The sequence below is a fragment of the Microlunatus sp. YIM B11417 genome (assembly GCF_059617205.1).
On the sequence record NZ_JCAMPJ010000007.1, the window covers coordinates 55,055 to 71,679 of the forward strand.

Annotated in this window: 17 protein-coding genes; 7 read left to right on the top strand and 10 right to left on the bottom strand. The window is 70.2% G+C overall.

Annotated features, from left to right (window positions below; genetic code table 11):
- Positions 1-2: 2 nt before the first annotated feature.
- The 6 genes from AC6CCG_RS26595 to AC6CCG_RS26620 form a co-directional block, all read right to left on the bottom strand.
- Entirely contained in the window at positions 3-374 is a 372-nt protein-coding gene (locus AC6CCG_RS26595; RefSeq protein ID WP_496657783.1) for a ClpX C4-type zinc finger protein, read from the bottom strand.
- A gap of 38 nt (positions 375-412) precedes the next feature.
- Positions 413-1,267, bottom strand: a complete 855-nt coding sequence (locus AC6CCG_RS26600) for a phytanoyl-CoA dioxygenase family protein (protein ID WP_496657784.1) — start codon at positions 1,265-1,267, stop codon at positions 413-415.
- A 114-nt stretch (positions 1,268-1,381) separates the two neighbouring features.
- The gene (locus tag AC6CCG_RS26605; protein ID WP_496657785.1) at positions 1,382-3,376 is read right to left on the bottom strand and encodes an alpha-L-arabinofuranosidase family protein; all 1,995 of its coding nucleotides are present in this window, start codon (positions 3,374-3,376) and stop codon (positions 1,382-1,384) included.
- 88 nt (positions 3,377-3,464) lie between these two features.
- Positions 3,465-4,718, bottom strand: coding sequence for an MFS transporter (locus tag AC6CCG_RS26610; RefSeq protein ID WP_496657786.1), 1,254 nt, complete (start codon positions 4,716-4,718; stop codon positions 3,465-3,467).
- 76 nt (positions 4,719-4,794) lie between these two features.
- Positions 4,795-5,283, bottom strand: a complete 489-nt coding sequence (locus tag AC6CCG_RS26615; protein WP_496657787.1) for a DUF1707 SHOCT-like domain-containing protein — start codon at positions 5,281-5,283, stop codon at positions 4,795-4,797.
- A 115-nt stretch (positions 5,284-5,398) separates the two neighbouring features.
- A complete protein-coding gene (locus AC6CCG_RS26620) occupies positions 5,399-5,662 on the bottom strand; it encodes a DUF308 domain-containing protein (RefSeq protein ID WP_496657788.1) in 264 nt (87 codons plus the stop codon).
- A gap of 468 nt (positions 5,663-6,130) precedes the next feature.
- Here AC6CCG_RS26620 and AC6CCG_RS26625 point away from each other — a divergent pair, with 468 nt between their 5' ends.
- From AC6CCG_RS26625 to AC6CCG_RS26640, 4 genes are all read left to right on the top strand, one after another.
- Positions 6,131-6,727, top strand: a complete 597-nt coding sequence (locus tag AC6CCG_RS26625; RefSeq protein ID WP_496657789.1) for a TetR/AcrR family transcriptional regulator — start codon at positions 6,131-6,133, stop codon at positions 6,725-6,727.
- Between the two features lie 78 nt (positions 6,728-6,805).
- Positions 6,806-7,963 carry a sensor histidine kinase gene (locus AC6CCG_RS26630; protein WP_496657790.1) on the top strand — a complete coding sequence of 386 codons (1,158 nt, stop codon included), beginning with the start codon at positions 6,806-6,808 and terminating at the stop codon, positions 7,961-7,963.
- Positions 7,960-8,622 carry a response regulator gene (locus AC6CCG_RS26635; protein ID WP_496657791.1) on the top strand — a complete coding sequence of 221 codons (663 nt, stop codon included), beginning with the start codon at positions 7,960-7,962 and terminating at the stop codon, positions 8,620-8,622. Before AC6CCG_RS26630 ends, AC6CCG_RS26635 begins: the two co-directional genes overlap by 4 nt.
- 4 nt (positions 8,623-8,626) lie before the next feature.
- Positions 8,627-10,396 (top strand): ABC-F family ATP-binding cassette domain-containing protein, encoded by a 1,770-nt coding sequence (locus tag AC6CCG_RS26640; RefSeq protein ID WP_496657792.1) that lies wholly within the window; start codon positions 8,627-8,629, stop codon positions 10,394-10,396.
- Here the strand turns inward: AC6CCG_RS26640 and AC6CCG_RS26645 are convergent, their stop codons facing one another.
- Positions 10,397-11,233 (bottom strand): polysaccharide deacetylase family protein, encoded by an 837-nt coding sequence (locus AC6CCG_RS26645; RefSeq protein WP_496657793.1) that lies wholly within the window; start codon positions 11,231-11,233, stop codon positions 10,397-10,399.
- A 134-nt stretch (positions 11,234-11,367) separates the two neighbouring features.
- The gene (locus AC6CCG_RS26650; RefSeq protein WP_496657794.1) at positions 11,368-12,834 is read right to left on the bottom strand and encodes a lysyl oxidase family protein; all 1,467 of its coding nucleotides are present in this window, start codon (positions 12,832-12,834) and stop codon (positions 11,368-11,370) included.
- Between the two features lie 219 nt (positions 12,835-13,053).
- Here AC6CCG_RS26650 and AC6CCG_RS26655 point away from each other — a divergent pair, with 219 nt between their 5' ends.
- The 3 genes from AC6CCG_RS26655 to AC6CCG_RS26665 are packed head-to-tail and all read left to right on the top strand — an operon-like array spanning position 13,054 to position 14,830.
- Entirely contained in the window at positions 13,054-13,485 is a 432-nt protein-coding gene (locus AC6CCG_RS26655; RefSeq protein WP_496657795.1) for a hypothetical protein, read from the top strand.
- 2 nt (positions 13,486-13,487) lie between these two features.
- Positions 13,488-13,889 carry a hypothetical protein gene (locus AC6CCG_RS26660; RefSeq protein WP_496657796.1) on the top strand — a complete coding sequence of 134 codons (402 nt, stop codon included), beginning with the start codon at positions 13,488-13,490 and terminating at the stop codon, positions 13,887-13,889.
- On the top strand, positions 13,886-14,830 hold the full coding sequence (locus tag AC6CCG_RS26665) for an ATP-grasp domain-containing protein (protein ID WP_496657797.1): 945 nt from the start codon (positions 13,886-13,888) through the stop codon (positions 14,828-14,830). The genes AC6CCG_RS26660 and AC6CCG_RS26665 overlap by 4 nt, the downstream gene beginning before the upstream one ends.
- On the opposite strand, the gene AC6CCG_RS26670 is transcribed toward AC6CCG_RS26665, so the two are convergent.
- Positions 14,818-15,573 (bottom strand): ABC transporter permease, encoded by a 756-nt coding sequence (locus AC6CCG_RS26670; RefSeq protein ID WP_496657798.1) that lies wholly within the window; start codon positions 15,571-15,573, stop codon positions 14,818-14,820. The two genes, AC6CCG_RS26665 and AC6CCG_RS26670, sit on opposite strands and share 13 nt — an antisense overlap.
- Positions 15,574-15,575: 2 nt before the next feature.
- Positions 15,576-16,574, bottom strand: a complete 999-nt coding sequence (locus AC6CCG_RS26675; protein WP_496657799.1) for an ATP-binding cassette domain-containing protein — start codon at positions 16,572-16,574, stop codon at positions 15,576-15,578.
- Positions 16,575-16,625 lie beyond the last annotated feature (51 nt).

Here is a 16,625-nt window from a genome sequence, read left to right on the forward strand (position 1 = left end):
GGTCAGCGCTTGTCCGCGAAGCGTTCCCAGGCGGTCTGCCGGCTCACCCCGAGCGCCCGCCCGATCCGGTCCCAGCTGATCTTGCGCTCCCGCAACGCCCGGACATGATCACGAACCGCCCGCTCGACCTGCGCCCGCGACGCGTCGAGCCGCCCCATCCTGGCCAGCAACTCCTCGTCCGACGAGTCCTCCACCGTGATGAACGAGGCCACCCGCTCCTTGGCCAGCAACTGTTCCGCCCGCCCGACGCAGTCGTTGCAGATGTAGGCCCCCGGCCCCGCCACCAGCCGGTCCGCCTCGGCATCGCTCTTCCCGCAGAACGAACACCGCCGCTCCACCCGCTCCCCGTCCCGCCCTCGCCGCCGTACCGTCACGACGTCAGGATAACCCTGACACCAACCAATTCCGGCTTTCAGCAGGTGACGTTCTTGCCTTCGCTGCCGAAGATGTCCAGCCGGCGCTGGTCAGGGATCTCCGGCGTACCTGCCGGGATGTAGTGCAGCTGGACGGCACGGCGGCGCTGGTCGGTCCGGTTGGCCGGGGTGCCGTGCTGCAGCAGGCCGTGGAAGAACAGGGCCCCGCCGGGCGGCAACGGGACCATGGTGTCGCGCCCGCGGTCGACGTCCTCATCGCAGAGTTGCCAGTCACGGCGGCGGAAGTGGACCACCGGGCCCTCGCGATGAGTGCCGGGCATGACGTGCATGCAGCCGTTCTCGGGGGTCGCCGGATCCAGGGCCAGCCAGACGCCGACGATCGGGGTGCCGGGCTCGAGGGCGAAGAACGCGTTGTCCTGGTGCCACGGCTTCTCCCGGCCGCCGCCCGGCGGCTTCAGCAGCGCCATGTCCTGCATCATCGTGATGTCCTCGGTGCCGCAGAGGCGCCTGACGACGGACAGGATCCGGTCGTTCTTCGCCAGCGCGGTCAGTCGTTCGTCCTCCTGGACGAACCACATGAACTTCCGGACCAGGTCCATCCGCTCATCGCCCGACGCGGCCTCGACCCGGTCGGCGGCCCACGCCTCGTACTGGATCATCGCCTCACCCGGCTCGACCAGCACCGCGGCCATGGCGTCCAGCACGCCGGAGACCTCGTCGGGCGTGAGGAGCCGGCGTACCGCCAGATAGCCGAGCTCGTCGAACTGGGCGAAGTCGGCGTCGGTCAGTTGATCAACGCTCTCCGCGAAGCGGCCCGGCTGGTCGAACCGGTAGAGGTCCTCCGGGTACGGCGCCGGAGTCTCGTCGTCGATCGGGACCGTGGCGTACGACATGAACCCTCCCCTGGGCTCGTGATCATCACGTTCATGATCAACGCTAGGTCCGCCGACCCGCTCCGGGCCATGGCCCGAGACACCGACTTCCTGCACCGATCCGTCGGTCGGACTTCAGCGCACAGCGCACGCGTCCAGACCGGAGATCTCGATCATGGTGATCGAATGCGGACCGAAGTCATGGTCCAGGGCCGAACCGTCGAGGGTGTCCCGGGTCGTCGTGGCGGCCACCTGGTCCGGATCGGTCTCGGTGTTGAACGCCGCCGGCGACGCACCGGTCAGGGTCGTCACCCGCACCGGCCGCCGATCACCCTCCGCGGCGCCGGCGACCTTGATCCTGGCCGGAAGCGGCCGGTCCGGATCGCGATTGAGGACCATGATCTTGGTCCGCGCACCCTGGCAACTCGCGACCACCCGCAGCGCGTCGTACGGTCCGGTCGCGGCGGTCAGCCGGGGGTTGTGCTCGATCCCGGACCGCACGACGACCCCGCCGGCCATCCGCCCGTACAGGCTGAGCATCCGGGCTCGGCCGGTGTCCACGAAGGTCGGCGAGGAGCCGAACAACTCCCCGTAACTGGGCCGCCCGCCGCCGGTCGGGCCGAGCACGTTCAGGTTGGAACTGGTCGAGATCCGGACGTCGCTCTCCAACTGCCCGGCCACCAGGTCGGCCATGTAGAGCGTGTGCGCCAGCATCGCACCAAGATCAGCGACCTGGACGTTCAGCGTGCCGTACTCCGTGACGATCAACTCGGGCCGCTCGGCGTCGTCCGGGAAATAGCGGGCGAACTGCTCCCGGAAGCCGGCCAGCTCGGCCGTCTTGCTGCCCGCCGCCCGTTGCAGGTTGTGATAGCGCAACGGGGTCCCGTCGGCCGGTGGCGTCGTGTACGAGTGCACGCCGAGGCAGTCGTACGGCCGGGAGCCGAGCACGTCGATGAACTCGGCCTTGCCCCAGCCGGCGCACACCTCGATCCCCGGGTCCACCGCCTTCATCGCGTCCCGGAATGCCAGGAAGCCCTCCTGAATCCCGGTCGTGTACTCGATCGCCAGTTCCGCACCGGCCGGCGGGACCCTGCCGTGCTTCCCGTCCCCGAAGCGGACCCGCCCGTCGGCCTGGTCGATCGCATAGACGGCATCGTCCGGCCCGGCGCCGGCCAGGTCGTCGATCAGCCGCCACTCCTCGCCGCCCACCCGCAGCACCGGCGCCTCGATCGGGCCGTCACCGACCCCGGGCGCGCCGGCCTCGTCGCCGGGCAGCGCGATCGGGGCATAGCGCACCCGGTAGGTCTGACCGGGCTCACCCGTGCCCTGCCGGCGGGTCGCCAGATCGCACCCGGAGAACAGTCCGTCGTTGTCCTGGTACGCCAGCGAGTCCGCGGTCTGGCGCTGCCAGCCGCCCTCGATGAACTGGCGCATCCGCGTCTGCAGGTCCACGGCCCGCCAATACCGCTGGTTCTGCAGGTAGGGCTCGTTGCCGTACTCCCAGACCTTGATCCGGTACGGCTCCGGGTGCCCGTTGGCGGCCCGTACCTCGGCCCAGTCCACGCCCCCGTTCGGGTTGCTCGCGTCGCCGTCGGCCCGGACGTTCATGTATTCCACGTAGTCGGCCGCGTCGGCGGCGGTCCGGTTGATCGTCGGGACCATGATCATCGTCGAGCCGCCGATCGCGTCGACGAAGCGCTCCTGCTCGTCCGGGCCGAAGCGGCTGTCGGTCGGCGCGAACAGGCCGTTGGCGAACCCGCCCGACGTCTGGCAGCCGCGCTCGGACTGCGGACCGATCGCCTTGGTGAAGTCGAAGAGGTTGGCCACGGTGCCGCCGGGATAGCGCACGGCCGTGAGCCCGGTGCGCCGGGACAGGTCGACGATGTTCCCCACGGGAGCGTTCGCCGCCGGATCCCACATGCCCTTGCCGTCGTCGGGCCAGCGATGGTTCGCGCCGACGATCTCGCGCGGGATCCGGCCCGGCGTCGTGCCGTCGGCCATCGAGTACGGCTCTCCGGTGACGGTGATCGTCGGAAGCTCCGGCTCGTCCGCTCGAACCGGGAACGCCTGGACGGTGAGGGCGGTGCCGAGCACCAGACTCAGGGCCAGAACGGGAACGCTTCGTCGCATGGATCCTCACCCAACCGTCATTTGCTACGTGGCAATTGCTGGGATCGTATGCGCGACGCACGCCGTCTGGCAACGGCCGGTCCGGCTGTCAGCTCCGGGGTTCGACGACCCGGCGGGCCAGCACCCCGCGAAGGGCCAGCACCGCCATCGGTACGCCGACGACGGCGGCCACCAGATTGAGGGCCGGGAAGCCGGCCAGGCCCATCACCAGCCCGGACAGTGCGGACGAGCCGGCCGCGGCCAGGTTCATCAGCGCGTCCGTACCGCCCTGGAGGGAGACCCGGTCCTGATCCGTCACCGAGGCCGCGAGCAGGGATGACCCGCCGATCATGCCGGCCGACCAGCCGAGCCCGAGCAGCCCGAGCGCGAGCGAGATGATCGGCCCGCTCGTCGTGTCGGCGAAGCCGCCGAGCACCAGGGCCCCGGCGAAGATGATCACGCCGATCCCGATCACCGCGGCACCGCCGAGCCGGTCGGTCAGCCAGCCCATGATCGGGCTCGCGCCGTACATGCCGAAGATGTGGATGCTGAGCACCAGGCCGACCAGGTCGAGGGTCATCCCGTGATGAGTCATGTGCAGCGGCGTCATCACCATCACACCGACCATGATCGTGTGCGAGCAGATCACGGCAACGATGGCCAGCCTGGTCCGCGGATCCTGCAGACCGGTCCGGATCGCCCGGACCAGCCCGGTCGGCCGCTGCGCGGGCCGGCTCGGATCATGATCGACTTCCGCGGTGCCGCGACCGGACAGCCCGACCGAGAGCACGATCGCCGCACCGGCGAAGGCGATCAAGGAGAAGAGGTACGGCCCCGTCAGCGGCTCGATCCCGAGGGAGCGGCCGAGCCGACTGCCGACCTCGGAGAGGTTGGGCCCGGCCACCGAGCCGAGGGTGGTCGCCCACATGACGACCGAGAGCGCTCGAGCCCGGTAGCGGACGCCGACCACCTCCGCGGCGGCGAACCGTGCCTGCAGGCCGGCGGCGGTGGCGGCGCCGAACGCTGCCGTACCGACGAAGAGCAGGGGGACGAACTGGACGGCCGCCGCGAGGAAGATCAGGCCCGTGCCGACCAGGGCCAGCAGGTACCCGGCACCGAGTCCCCAGCGCCGGCCGCGACGGCCGGCCAGTCGGGCCAGCGGGATCGCCCACAGGCCGGCGCCGAGCACCGAGGAGGTCTGCGCGAAGCCGGCCAGCGCGACCGTGCCGGACAGCCGCTCGGCCAGCAGACCGCCGACCGCGATGCCGCTGGCGACGCCGACTCCCGCCAACACCTGGCTGATGATCAGGGCAGCCAGCCTGCCCCGCCCCCGCGTCTCTGGCAGGCCTGCCTCGTTGTTCACGCGGACATCGTGACAAGTCGGACCGACAATCCGCGAACCGGCCTCCCTCGATCGCCGGCCCGCGGGTCGAACCGGGTCAGCGCCGGGCCGCGACCCGGTGGTCGTGCCGGGCCATCGCCCGGTGGCCGAGGTGCATCGCGGCGGCCCCGCCGACCGCCGCCGCGGTGCCCCCGACCAACGCCGCCACGAAGGCGGCCGGTTGCCAGGCCCCGGCCACCAGGAGCAGCAGTCCCGACACCATCAGCCCGCCGATGAGCAGCAGCAGGCAGATGACGTCGAAGCCGTTCCAGGCCAGGGTCCGGTCAACCGGAATGGAGCCGGGCTGCGGGCCCGGAACCGTTGCCGACGCCACCGGAGCCCGGCGCGGCAGATCGGAGACCAGCTCGATCAGGTCGACGACGGTCTGCGCCCGCATCGCCCGGGCCAGTCGATCGTCCAGTTCCTCGCCGGTCAGCCGGCCCGCGGCGAAGTGCGCGGCGAGTTCGTCACAGACATCGGAGCGTTCCCGGTCACCGACGCGTTTGGTCAGCCCGGCGCCGCCGTCATGAATCGGGTGAAGGTCCACGGCCTCAGTCTCTGCGGGCACCCCGGCCCAGGGAACCGGGATCGCCCACCCGCAGACCGGGGCCGGACCGCTGTCGGGCAATCCAAGACCACGGTCGTATCGGCGTCCCGGATCCTCAACGCGCCCCGCGCGAGCTCAACCGATGCAGCCGGATCGCGGAGATCAGGAAGAAGATCCCGCCGAGCGTCGCGTAGCCCGCGACCGTCGTGAGCGAGGCGTTCGGACCGCCCGCCATGACGACGAAACTGGTGCCGGCGAGAACCGAGATGCCGCCGCTGAGGATCATCGCCCACTGCCCGCCGAGGCGGTAGCGCCGGATCGCCACGATCATCTGGACGACGCCGGCGGTGATCGCCCAGACACCCCAGACCCGAAGCACGGCAGGGGATCCCGGAGCTCACGGCGAAGGCGAGGCCGACGGCGGTGAGCAGGCTGAGGGCCATGTTGAGGTAGAGCGGCAGGCTGGGCCGCGCCGCCCCCGAGGTACGGAAGTCGATCACCGCGGCCGCGACGTCGAACAGCGGATAGATCACCAGCAGCACGATCGTGGCCGGATCGATCGTCCGGCCCAGGGCGAAGACGAGGACCGCCCAGATCGCCGCGAAGGCGAAGCGGACGGAGTAGAGGTTGCGCAGCGCCCTGGCGGCGCCGGTCGCGGCGACGGTGCCCTGGCCTTCGAGGGCGTCGGTCGAGCTGGACATCGGATCCCCTTTCGCGGGGTGAGGAGGTCGATCAGAAGAGACAGAACGATCAGTACACCTGAGCATGCTCCACCTGATCACCACTGTCAAGACCGACCGTTCTATCTGCTAGTCTCGATCCGCCGTCACCGAGAAGGGAGGACCGGATGTCGGAGGCACGGACCCGGCTGCTGACCACGGCGACCGAACTCTTCTACGCCGAGGGGCTGCACGCCGTCGGCGTCGACCGCGTGATCGCCGAGGCGCAGGTCACCCGGGCCACGCTCTACCGGCACTTCCGCAGCAAGGACGATCTCCTCGTCGCCTATCTGAACGGTGCCGACGCGGCGATCCGGGCGCGGTTGGAGGCGGCTCGGGCCGAGCAGGCCAAGCCGGCCGACCTGATCCGGGCCGTCGCGCGGACGATCGCCGACGACCTGCGGCGACCAGGCTTCCGCGGCTGCGCGTTCCTCAACGCCGCCGCCGAGTATCCCGATCCCGGCCATCCGGTCCACCGGGCCGTCCTGGAGCACCGGGAGTGGTTCCTGACCACGATGATCGAGCTGTTCACCGGGATCGGGAAGATCGACCCCGAACCGGCCGCCCGGCACTTCGTCATGCTCCGCGACGGCGCCATGGCGGCCGGCTGCCTGACCGATCCACGGCCCGTCGGCGAGACACTGCTGCGCGGCGTCGAGGGCCTGCTCACGTACCGGAGCAGGCAGGGTCGCCGTCAGGACCGTGGTGTCGACCACGTTCCCTGAGCCTGTCGAAGGGCTGGCCCGATCCGGCCCGGCACTTCGACGAGCTCAGTGCGCGGTGCCACGCCCTAGACTCGGCCCGTGAACGCGCCCGGGGATGCCGTCCGTCGCGGCGCCGCCGAGGTGCCCGCGCCGGTGCTGGACGCCCTGCTCGGGGCCGCGGTCGTGATCGTCATCGCGATCGGCGTCGCCACCAACCGGACCAGTCCCACCGGGCCGACCGTCGGCGCCTATCTGTTCGCGGTCCTCTTCGGCGCGCTGTTGATGTTCCGCCGGCGCTTCCCGCTGCCGGTGCTGATCATCACGGCGCTGGGGATGTGCGTCTACTACACCTTGGACTATCCGGCGATCGGGCTCGCGCTGCCGATGGCCGCCGCGCTCTACTCCGCCGCCGAGAAGGGCCTCTCGCTGGCGGCCGCGCTGACCGGGCTCGCCATGATCATCTTGTCGATCGTGTTCCAGCTCCGCGACGGCCGCAACCCGGTCGAATTGCTCGGCTTCGAGCTGGTGTCGACGGCGGCTCTGATGGCGGCGGCGATCGCGCTCGGCGACGGCACCAGGTCCCGACGGGAACTGCGCCGCCTCGGCGAACTCCGGGAGCGGGAGGCTCGGGCCCAGGCCGAACGGGAGCGCGCCGACGAACGGCTCGCGCTGTCCCGGGAACTGCACGACGACCTGGGACACAGCCTGTCGGTGATCGCCCTGCACGCCGCCTCCGCCGAGGAGGCGGTCGCCGACGACCCGGAGTCCGCCCGCAGTTCGCTGCACAACGTCCGCCGGGCCGCGACCGAGGCACTGCGGCAGTTGCGCGGCACGGTGAAGGTGCTGCGCCGGACCGATGAGCCGGTGCCGACGGCACCGGAGGCCACGCTGGCCGAGTTGGACCGGATCGTCGCAACGCTGCGTGAGGCCGGGATCGACGTCACACAACGGATCTCGGCGCCGGAGCTGCCCGGCGGGGTGTCCGCGGTGGCGTACCGGATCGTGCAAGAGGCGACCACGAACGTGATCAAGCACGCTCGGGCCGAGCACGTCACGATCGAGGTCCGCACCGACGGGCCGGTGCTGCGGATCGAAGTGACCGACGACGGGGTCGGAGCCGGCGGATCCCAAGCCGGGCACGGGATCCGCGGTATGGCCGAACGCGCCTCGGCCCTCGGCGGCACCCTCGGTGTACGATCCGAGTCCGCCGGCACCACCGTGTCCGCATCACTGCCCCTGGACGAGGAGGGATCATGATCACCGTCGCGGTCGTGGACGACCAGGCCATGGTCCGGACCGGGCTGATCTCCTTGCTGGACAGGGATCCCGACATCTCGATCGTCGGCGAGGCCAGCAACGGCAAGGACGGCATCGCGCTGCTCCGGCGGACCCGCCCGGACGTCGCCCTGATGGACATCAGGATGCCGGTGCTGGACGGCATCGAGGCGACCACCATGATCACCGCCGACCCGGAGCTGAACGGGACCCAGGTGGTGATCTTGACCACCTTCGACGAGGACGAGCACGTGCTGGGCGCGATCCGGGCCGGCGCGGCCGGCTTCCTGCTCAAGGACGTCGAGCCCGACGAACTGCGCCGCTCGGTGCACCTGGTCGCCACCGGCTCGGCGCTGCTGGCACCGTCGGTCACCGGCAAGGTGCTGGCCGAGATCGCCCGCGCCAGGTCGCCGAAGGCACGGCCGGAACTCGTCGCCGAACTCACCGACCGGGAGCGCGAGGTGCTGGCCGAGGTCGGCCGCGGCCGGTCCAACGACGAGGTCGGCGCCGTCCTGTTCATCAGCCCGGCCACCGCGCGGACGTACGTCAGCCGGCTGCTCAGCAAGCTCGGCGTCCGGGACCGCGCCCAACTGGTCGTCGTCGCGTACGAGAGTGGCCTGGTCACGGCCGGGGAGCGCTGAACCCGTGGCCAACCTCGTGAACGCCGAGCGGATCAGCATCGCCTTCGGCACCCGGACCCTGCTCGACGAGGTCAGCCTCGGCCTGGACCGCGGCGATGTGATCGGCGTCGTCGGCCGCAACGGCGACGGCAAGACCACCCTGCTGCGCATCCTGACCGGCACCCTGGAACCGGACAGCGGCCGGGTCACCCGGTCCGGCGGCGCCTCGATCGGCTACCTGCACCAGACCGACGACTTCGCGCCCGACGAGACCGTCCGCACGGTGATCGTCGGCGGCGCCGATGATCATGTCTGGGCGGCCGACCCGGTCACCCGCTCGATCGTGCAGCACCTGCTCGGCGACGTCGATCTCGACACCCGGATCGCGACACTGAGCGGGGGTGAGCGACGCCGGACCGCGCTGGTCCGGCTGATGCTGGCCGGCCACGACCTGCTGGTGCTGGACGAGCCGACCAACCATCTCGACGTCGAGGCGGTCGCCTGGCTGGCCGAGCATCTCCGCGCGCTGCAGCAGGGCCGCACCGCGATGCTCGTGGTGAGCCACGACCGCTGGTTCCTGGACGCGATCTGCACCCGGATCTGGGAGGTCCACGACGGCGTCGTCGACGGTTACGACGGCGGCTATGCGGCGTACGTGCTGGCCCGGGCCGAACGGGCCCGGCAGGCCGCCCAGATCGAGTCCCGGCGGGCCAATCTGCTCCGCAAGGAGCTGGCCTGGCTGCGCCGCGGAGCGCCGGCCCGCACCTCGAAGCCGAAGTTCCGGACCGAGGCGGCCACCGTGCTGATCGAGGACGAGCCGCCGCCCCGGGACACCGTCGAGCTGAGCCGGCTGGCGACCAGCCGGCTGGGCAAGGACGTGTTCGACCTGCACCGGATCGCGCTGCGGGTCGGCGACCGGGAGTTGATCACGAACCTGGACTGGTCGATCGGGCCCGGGATGCGGATCGGCCTGATCGGGGTCAACGGCGCCGGCAAGACCACGCTGCTCCGGTTGCTGGCCGGCGAACGGGAACCGGACGCGGGGACCATCAAGCGCGGCCGGACCGTCCAGCTCGGCCAGCTCAGCCAGACGGTCGGCGAGCTGCCCGAGGACGACCGGGTCCGGGACTCGGTCAGCGCCAACGTCACCCAGCTCGCTTCCGGCAAGGAGATCAGCGCGACCTCGCTGTTGGAGGACTTCGGCTTCACCGGCGACAAGCTGATGGCCCGGGTCGGCGACCTGTCGGGCGGCGAACGCCGGCGGCTGCAGTTCCTCCGGATCCTGCTCGCGGAGCCGAACGTGCTGCTGCTCGACGAGCCGACCAACGATCTCGACATCGACACCCTGACGGTGATCGAGGACTATCTGGATCGCTGGCCGGGAACCCTGATCGTGGTCACCCATGATCGCTACTTCCTGGAGCGGGTCTGCGACGTGACGTACGCGCTGATGGGTGACGGCCGCTGCGTCCTGCTCCCGGGCGGGATCGACCAGTACCTTGATCATCGCCGCAACGCCCCGGCGACGGCCGAGGTCCCGGAGTCGGCGCCGGAATCGGCCCCCGCCCCGAAGCTCTCGGCGGCCGAGGAGCGGCAGACGAAGAAGGACCTGGCCCGGATCGAGCAGCGGCTGCAGCGGGCCGAGACCGCGATCGGCAAGCTTCATGATCAGATGGCCGAGGCCGCCGCGGACTACCAGCGGCTGGCCGAACTCCAGCGTGACCTGGACGGTCTGACGTCCGAACGGGAAACGCTGGAGCTGGAGTGGCTGGAGACCGCCGAGCGGCTCAGCTGATCAGCGCCAGGACTTGGGGTAACGCTTGCCGGCCTTGGGCTTGCCGAGCAGTTCGCTCACCGTGACCAGCGTGTAGCCGCGCTTCTTCAGGGCCTTGATGATGCCCTCCTGGGCGGCGATGGTGGTCCGGTGGATGTCGTGCATCAGCACGATCCGATTCCGCTTCGCCCCGCGCAGCACCTTGCGTTTGATCTTGCTCGGGTTGCGGCTGGACCAGTCGAGCGTGTCGACGTCCCACAGGATCTCAGCCAGGCCGGCCTTCCTGGCCGCCTTGTCCACGCCCCGGTCGGTCGCGCCGTACGGCGGTCGCATCAGCCTGACCCGGCAACGGCAGCCCTTCTCGAGCGCCGCCGAAGCCCGCTTGAGGTCCTGTCGGGCGCCCCGGACCGACTTGCGGTTCAGCGAGTCGTGGTCCCACGAGTGGTTCGCCACCTCGGACCCGGCCTGATGGACCTTCCGGACCAGCTTCGGATACCGCCGGGCCAGCTGGCCGAGCTGGAAGAACGTCGCCCTCGCCTTGTGCTTCTTCAGGATCTTGATCAGCTTGGCAGTGTTCCTCGGGCTCGGCCCGTCGTCGTACGTGAGCGCGATGCACTTCCGCTTCTTGCAGTCGACCGCCCGCCGAGCCGGTTTCGCGGCCGCCCTCGGAGCCGCCTTCGGCGACGCCGCCGCCACGGTCAGCGGCTCGACCGGCCGGCCGGCGGACGCCTCGGAGACGACTCCTGCGGACCGCGCCGTGGCGGTGGGCGGAGCGCCGCCGCAGGCGCCGAGGAGCAGGGACATCCCGAGCACGAACGCCGCAGCCGCAGAAACAGGCGCGGACCCTTGGATACGCACGGGCTGACCCTACTCCCGTGAGATGGGTTCGACCACGTTTCCCTGAGCCTGTCGAAGGGCAAAGCCCGATCGGGCTCGGCACCTTCGACAGGCTCAGGACATGCTTCGACAGGCTCAGCGCGCGTTGGACGCGCTCAGTGCTCCTCGCCGTCCGGCGGCGGCTCGGTGATCACGCCGATCTTGGCGACCTTCACCGTGCGATGACCGTTCGTGCCGCCGATGGTGACCTTGCGGTAGGTGGTGTTGTTCCCGGTGCTGGTCTCGACCAGCTTCCGTTCCGGGTTCGCCGTCACCTCGATGTAGTAGACGCCGTTCTTCAATCCCTTGAGATCGAAGGACTGGCCGGGCAGCGACTGGACGTAGGTGTCGCCGGAGCCGCTGGCCAGCACCTCGCGGATGCCGATCGACGAGCGGTCGCCGCAGGCCGTGTGCAGGTCGGTGTTCTCCGGCTTCCAGTTCGCGCCCTTGATCGTGTAGTCGATCGCGTCGGTGTTGGCCAGGCAGAACGCCTCCTTCTGACTGCGCACGACCACCTTCTTGTTCTCGTCCAGCAGCCGGTAGCGGGCGAAGTCGGTGAAGTGCCAGTGCTCGTGACCGTCCCGTGCGTCCCACTCCATGGTGCCGACCCGGCGATGCCCGATCTGCTTCCCCGAGCTGTTGAAGAAGTACTGATAGGCGTCCATCAGGTCCTCGTTCTGATCTTGACGGAAGCCGTCCACGACCAGCGGGGAGGGTCCCGCATTCCACACCGTGGCAGAGAAATCGAGATAGCGACCGCGGTCGATCATGATCCCCCAGGCCGGCAGGGACCGCAGATCGGGCAGCGGCCCGGTCGGCTTGGTGATCAAGGAACGGCCGGTCGGCCGGACCGGTGCGGGCTGGTCCGGCGGCGCCGTACGCTCCCGCCGGTGAGTCAGCAGCTTCTCCTCGGCGCCCTTGATCACCTTCAGGTTGACGGTGCTGGTCGCGGCCGCGGCCGGGATCTCGAACAGGTCCCGGTAGCCCTTCGGGATGGTCGTGGTGATCTTGTACGCACCGGGCTTGAGCTTCGTCTCGAGGTAGTCGACCGCGCGGACCGCGAAGCCCCGCTCGATCCCCCACACCGCCCCGGTCGTGTACGGATTCGCCAGGCACCCGACCGGATACGGCGACGTGGCCGGTGCGTCCGGCCGGCGCCGGACCTGTTCCGACGCGCTCGGACAGAAGTCGAGCTTGCGCTCCAGGACCTGCTTCCCCTTCGCGTCGACAATCCGCACGGTGAAGAACTTCCGCAGGCCGCCGAACGTCGGCACCGAACTCTCCGGGATCCGCCGATCGGCGCCCGGCTTCACCTGCCAGGCACTGATCGGCCGGCTGTAGGAGGTCCGGTACGCCCGGATCTCGAATGGTCGCGGGCCGGCGACCGCATAGAGGTTGAGCGGGACGGCGGTCTCGCCGTCCCAGTTCTCCGCAGTGATGTTCTTGGTCGCCGCTTCGAGCTTGAGCTGCGGGTCCTTCGGCGCCGCAGCCGCGGGAGCGTACGCCGCTCCACCGATCCCCGCACTCATGGCCACCGCGGTCAGGGCGCCCACAGTCGCCCGCCGCAGTCGATATCTGGTCATCAGACCCCCTCGATGTCGAGCGGCCCCGTGCCGCTCACGACCGATACGGTCCGGCGACCGGATCCGTTGCACGCCGAACCGAACAATTTCTGTGGGGTTTCGGGGTCGACGGTCCGGAGTTCGCGGTTCGACTGACAGCACCCCTTTCCTGGTGGACCATGGAGAGGAATCCAGCGCAGGGCGGCGGGACCTGCGGTCCACCCCTGATCGGAGTCAACGATGACTGAGCTCGACGATCTCCTGGGCCGGCTCCAACAGGCCCCGGAAACGATCACCATCACCGGATTCGCCGTCGGCAAGAGCGATGGCTACGTGCACCTCGCGGTCCGGACCGGCATCATCGGGGTCCCGGTCGAGGAGATCACCGACCTGCGGCGGGTGGAGGCTCCCGGCGCGTCCTCGGAGGTCGTCGAGGTCGACGTGAAGGATCCGGCGATGATCACCCAACTCCGACGGGTCCAGGTGTTTCCCCGCGGTGGCGGAGAGAGCCTCGCCTTCGATTCGAGCCACACGACCTGGACGATCCCGATCCACAGCGAGACCGCGACGCTGACCGGGGATCCGTTGGAACACGACATGACCGACGACGGGATCCACGGTTCGGAGGGGGACGACTCCCACGTCGTCGAAGCCGAGGAGATCTGGTTCTGAGCATGGCTCAAGATCAAGAGTGGCTGGACCGACTCCCCCGCCTCGGCGAGCCCGACCAGGACCGGGTGGTCATCACCGGGCTCGCGATCGGCGCGCCGCCCGGGCGGGTCCGACTCCTGCTGACGGAGGTTTGCGTCGACTTCGCCGCGCCGGACGTGGCGGACTGCCGGACGATCGAGCCCCTGCCCGGCGCCGAGGCGGCACGAGTCGAACTGGTCCTCGCGGAAGGTGCTTCGGTGCTGGCGGTTCAGGACGCCGATGCCCTGTTCGCCGGCGACGCGTTCGGCCAGGCCACGTTTCCCTACGCCGCTCGCCGGGACGTCAGCCCGACCTTCGCCTCGCCCACCTACCGCGAGCTGGAACGGGACTACACCCGTCGCTGGAACCTCACGGACGAAGGTTGATCATCATCCTCGCCCCGGCGGCGGACGTTCACGCCCGGCGGGTCTCCCAGGAGATCGTACGGCTCGGTGGCCGGGTGGAGATCGTCGATTGGCGGACCGCGGGTTCGGGAGCGATGGCGTCGCTGCACTACGCCGGCCCGCGGCTGCGAAGATCGATTCGAGCGAGCGACGACTCTCGGGCGCTGGACCTCGACGACGCCGGAGCGGTCTGGACCCGGCGGGTCGGTGCGGCCACCGTCGCGCCCGCGATCATCGACACCGAACAGCGCCGGTTCGCGGCGGCGGAATGGCGCGATCTGCTGTACGGCCTCGCCGAGGGCCCGACCGCCGTCAGCCCGCTCGGTGCCCAGCGGGCCGCGACGAAACCGGCCCAGCTCGCGCTGGCGCCGCGCGCCGGACTTCTGATCCCGGAGACCTTGATCACCAGCGATCCGGTGGACGCGGCCGCCTTCATCGACGACCACGCCGGGCGGGTCGTGCACAAGGTGATGACCGGACCCGCCGACCGGCTGCTGGCCACGTCCCGCTGGGACGAGCGGCACCGGGCCGACCTTGATCGACTTCGGCTGGCGCCGACGATCTTCCAGGAACTCGTCGAGGGTCCGCGCGACATCCGGGTCACCATGATCGGAACCGAGGCGCTCGCCGTCGCCTTCGACCGCGGCCGGAACCCGGGCCCGGTGGACTCCCGGCTCGATCTCGACGTGCCGGTGACACGGTACGACCTGCCCGCGGGGGTCCAGGCCTCACTGGTGCGGTTGATGACGGCGCTCGGGCTGGCGTACGCGACGATCGATCTCAAGGAGGGCTGGGACGGCACGCTCTACTTCCTCGAGCTGAACCCGCAGGGCCAGTTCCTCTATGTCGAGATCCTGACCGGTCTCCCCATCGCCGCCACGATGGGGAGACACCTGGTGGAACTCGACGGTCAGGCGTTCTGACGGCGGAACGTCCGGGTGCCGATCCAGAGCCCCGCCGCGGCGAGGACGATCGCCCACAGCACACCCCAGAACGTCTGGCCGGTGAGCAGGTCACCGCGGAAGACCGCCCGCACCCCGTCCACGATGTGCTTGGTCGGCAGCACGTTGCTGATCGTCTGCAGCCAGCCCGGGCCGAGCGTCATCGGCAGCAGGATGCCGCTGAGCAGCAGCAACGGCAGCGTGACCATGTTGAGGATCGGGGCCAGCGCGTCCTCGCTCTTGGTCGCCAGCGCGAGCGCGTACGAGCTCGAGGCACAGGCCGTCCCGACCAGGATCACCAACACCAGCCCGAGCAGCATCCCGCCGATCGATCCGCGCAGCCCGAACGCAAAGGCGAGCCCGATCAAGATCAATCCCTGCACGGTCAGCTGCAGCACGTCGCGGAGCACCCGGCCCAGCAGCAGCGCCACCCGGCTGGCCGGGGTGACCCGTTCGGCCTCGATCACGCCGTCACGCCACTCCCCGATCAGCCCGAAGCCGGCGAACAGCGCGCCGAACAGGCCCAGCTGCACCAGCAGTCCCGGCACGAAGAGGGTGTACGCGTTCGCGGTGCCGAGCTGGCCGGCGATCGGCTCCAGCAGCGGGCCGAACAGGACCAGGTAGAGCACCGGCTGCAACATCCCGATGATCACCCAGGCCGGGTTCCGGACGGCGAGCCGGAACTGCCGGCGGAACACGATGAACGTGTCACGGAAGAAGGTCATGATCAGACTCCTGCGGCTTCGAGTTCGGGGCTCGGTGCGGTGTCGTCGCGCAGCGAGTGCCCGGTCAGGGTGAGGAACACGTCGTCCAGGGTCGGCCGCCGCACCTCGACCGCCGCCAGCCCGATGCCGTCGGCATCAAGATCACGCAGCAGCCCGGGCAGGACCGCGCCGGCCTTCGGGATCCGCGCCGCCACGGTGGTCTCGACCGCCGCGATCTCGACCGCGCCCGGGACGTCCCGCAATCGCTCGATCGCCGGCCCGAGCCGGCCCGGATCGGCCAGCGTCAGCTCGATCAGGTCACCGCGGACGGCTGACTTCAGGGCCTCCGGGGTGTCCGCGGCGATGATCTTGCCGTGGTCGATGACGAAGATCCGGTCGCACAGGGCGTCGGCCTCGTCCAGGTAGTGGGTGGTCAGGAAGACGGTGCTGCCGAGCCGGTCCCGCAGCGCGGCGATGTGCTGCCACAGGTTGGCCCGGGCCTGCGGGTCGAGCCCGGTGGTCGGCTCGTCGAGGAAGATCAACTTCGGCTCGTGGACCAGTCCCATGGCGATGTCGAGCCGGCGCCGCTGGCCACCGGACAGGCTGCGCCCGGTGCGGGTCCAGATGCCGTCCAGGTCGAACCGGGTCAGCAGGTCGCGGGCCCGGGCGGTCGCCGTCGCGCGGTCGATGCCGTAGAGCAGGGCATGGTCGACGAGTTCGTCGCCGGCCCTGGCCTCGCTGGAGGCCGACCCGGACTGGGAGACGTACCCGATCGAACGGCGGACCTGGACGGGCTCCCTGGCGACGTCGTACCCGGCCACCGTCGCGGTGCCCGACGTCGGCCGCAGCAGGGTCGTGAGCATCTTCAGCGTGGTCGACTTGCCGGCCCCGTTCGGGCCGAGGAAGCCGACGATCTCTCCCTCGGCGACGTCGAGATCGACCCCGTCGACGGCGTTGACCTCGACCTTCTCGCGACCGCGACGGGTCAGGAAGGTCCGGCTGAGTTGGCGTGCATGAATCATGGATCGCTCCTCCTTCGATCCAATTATTCAAATTTGAATGCCGACAGTCAA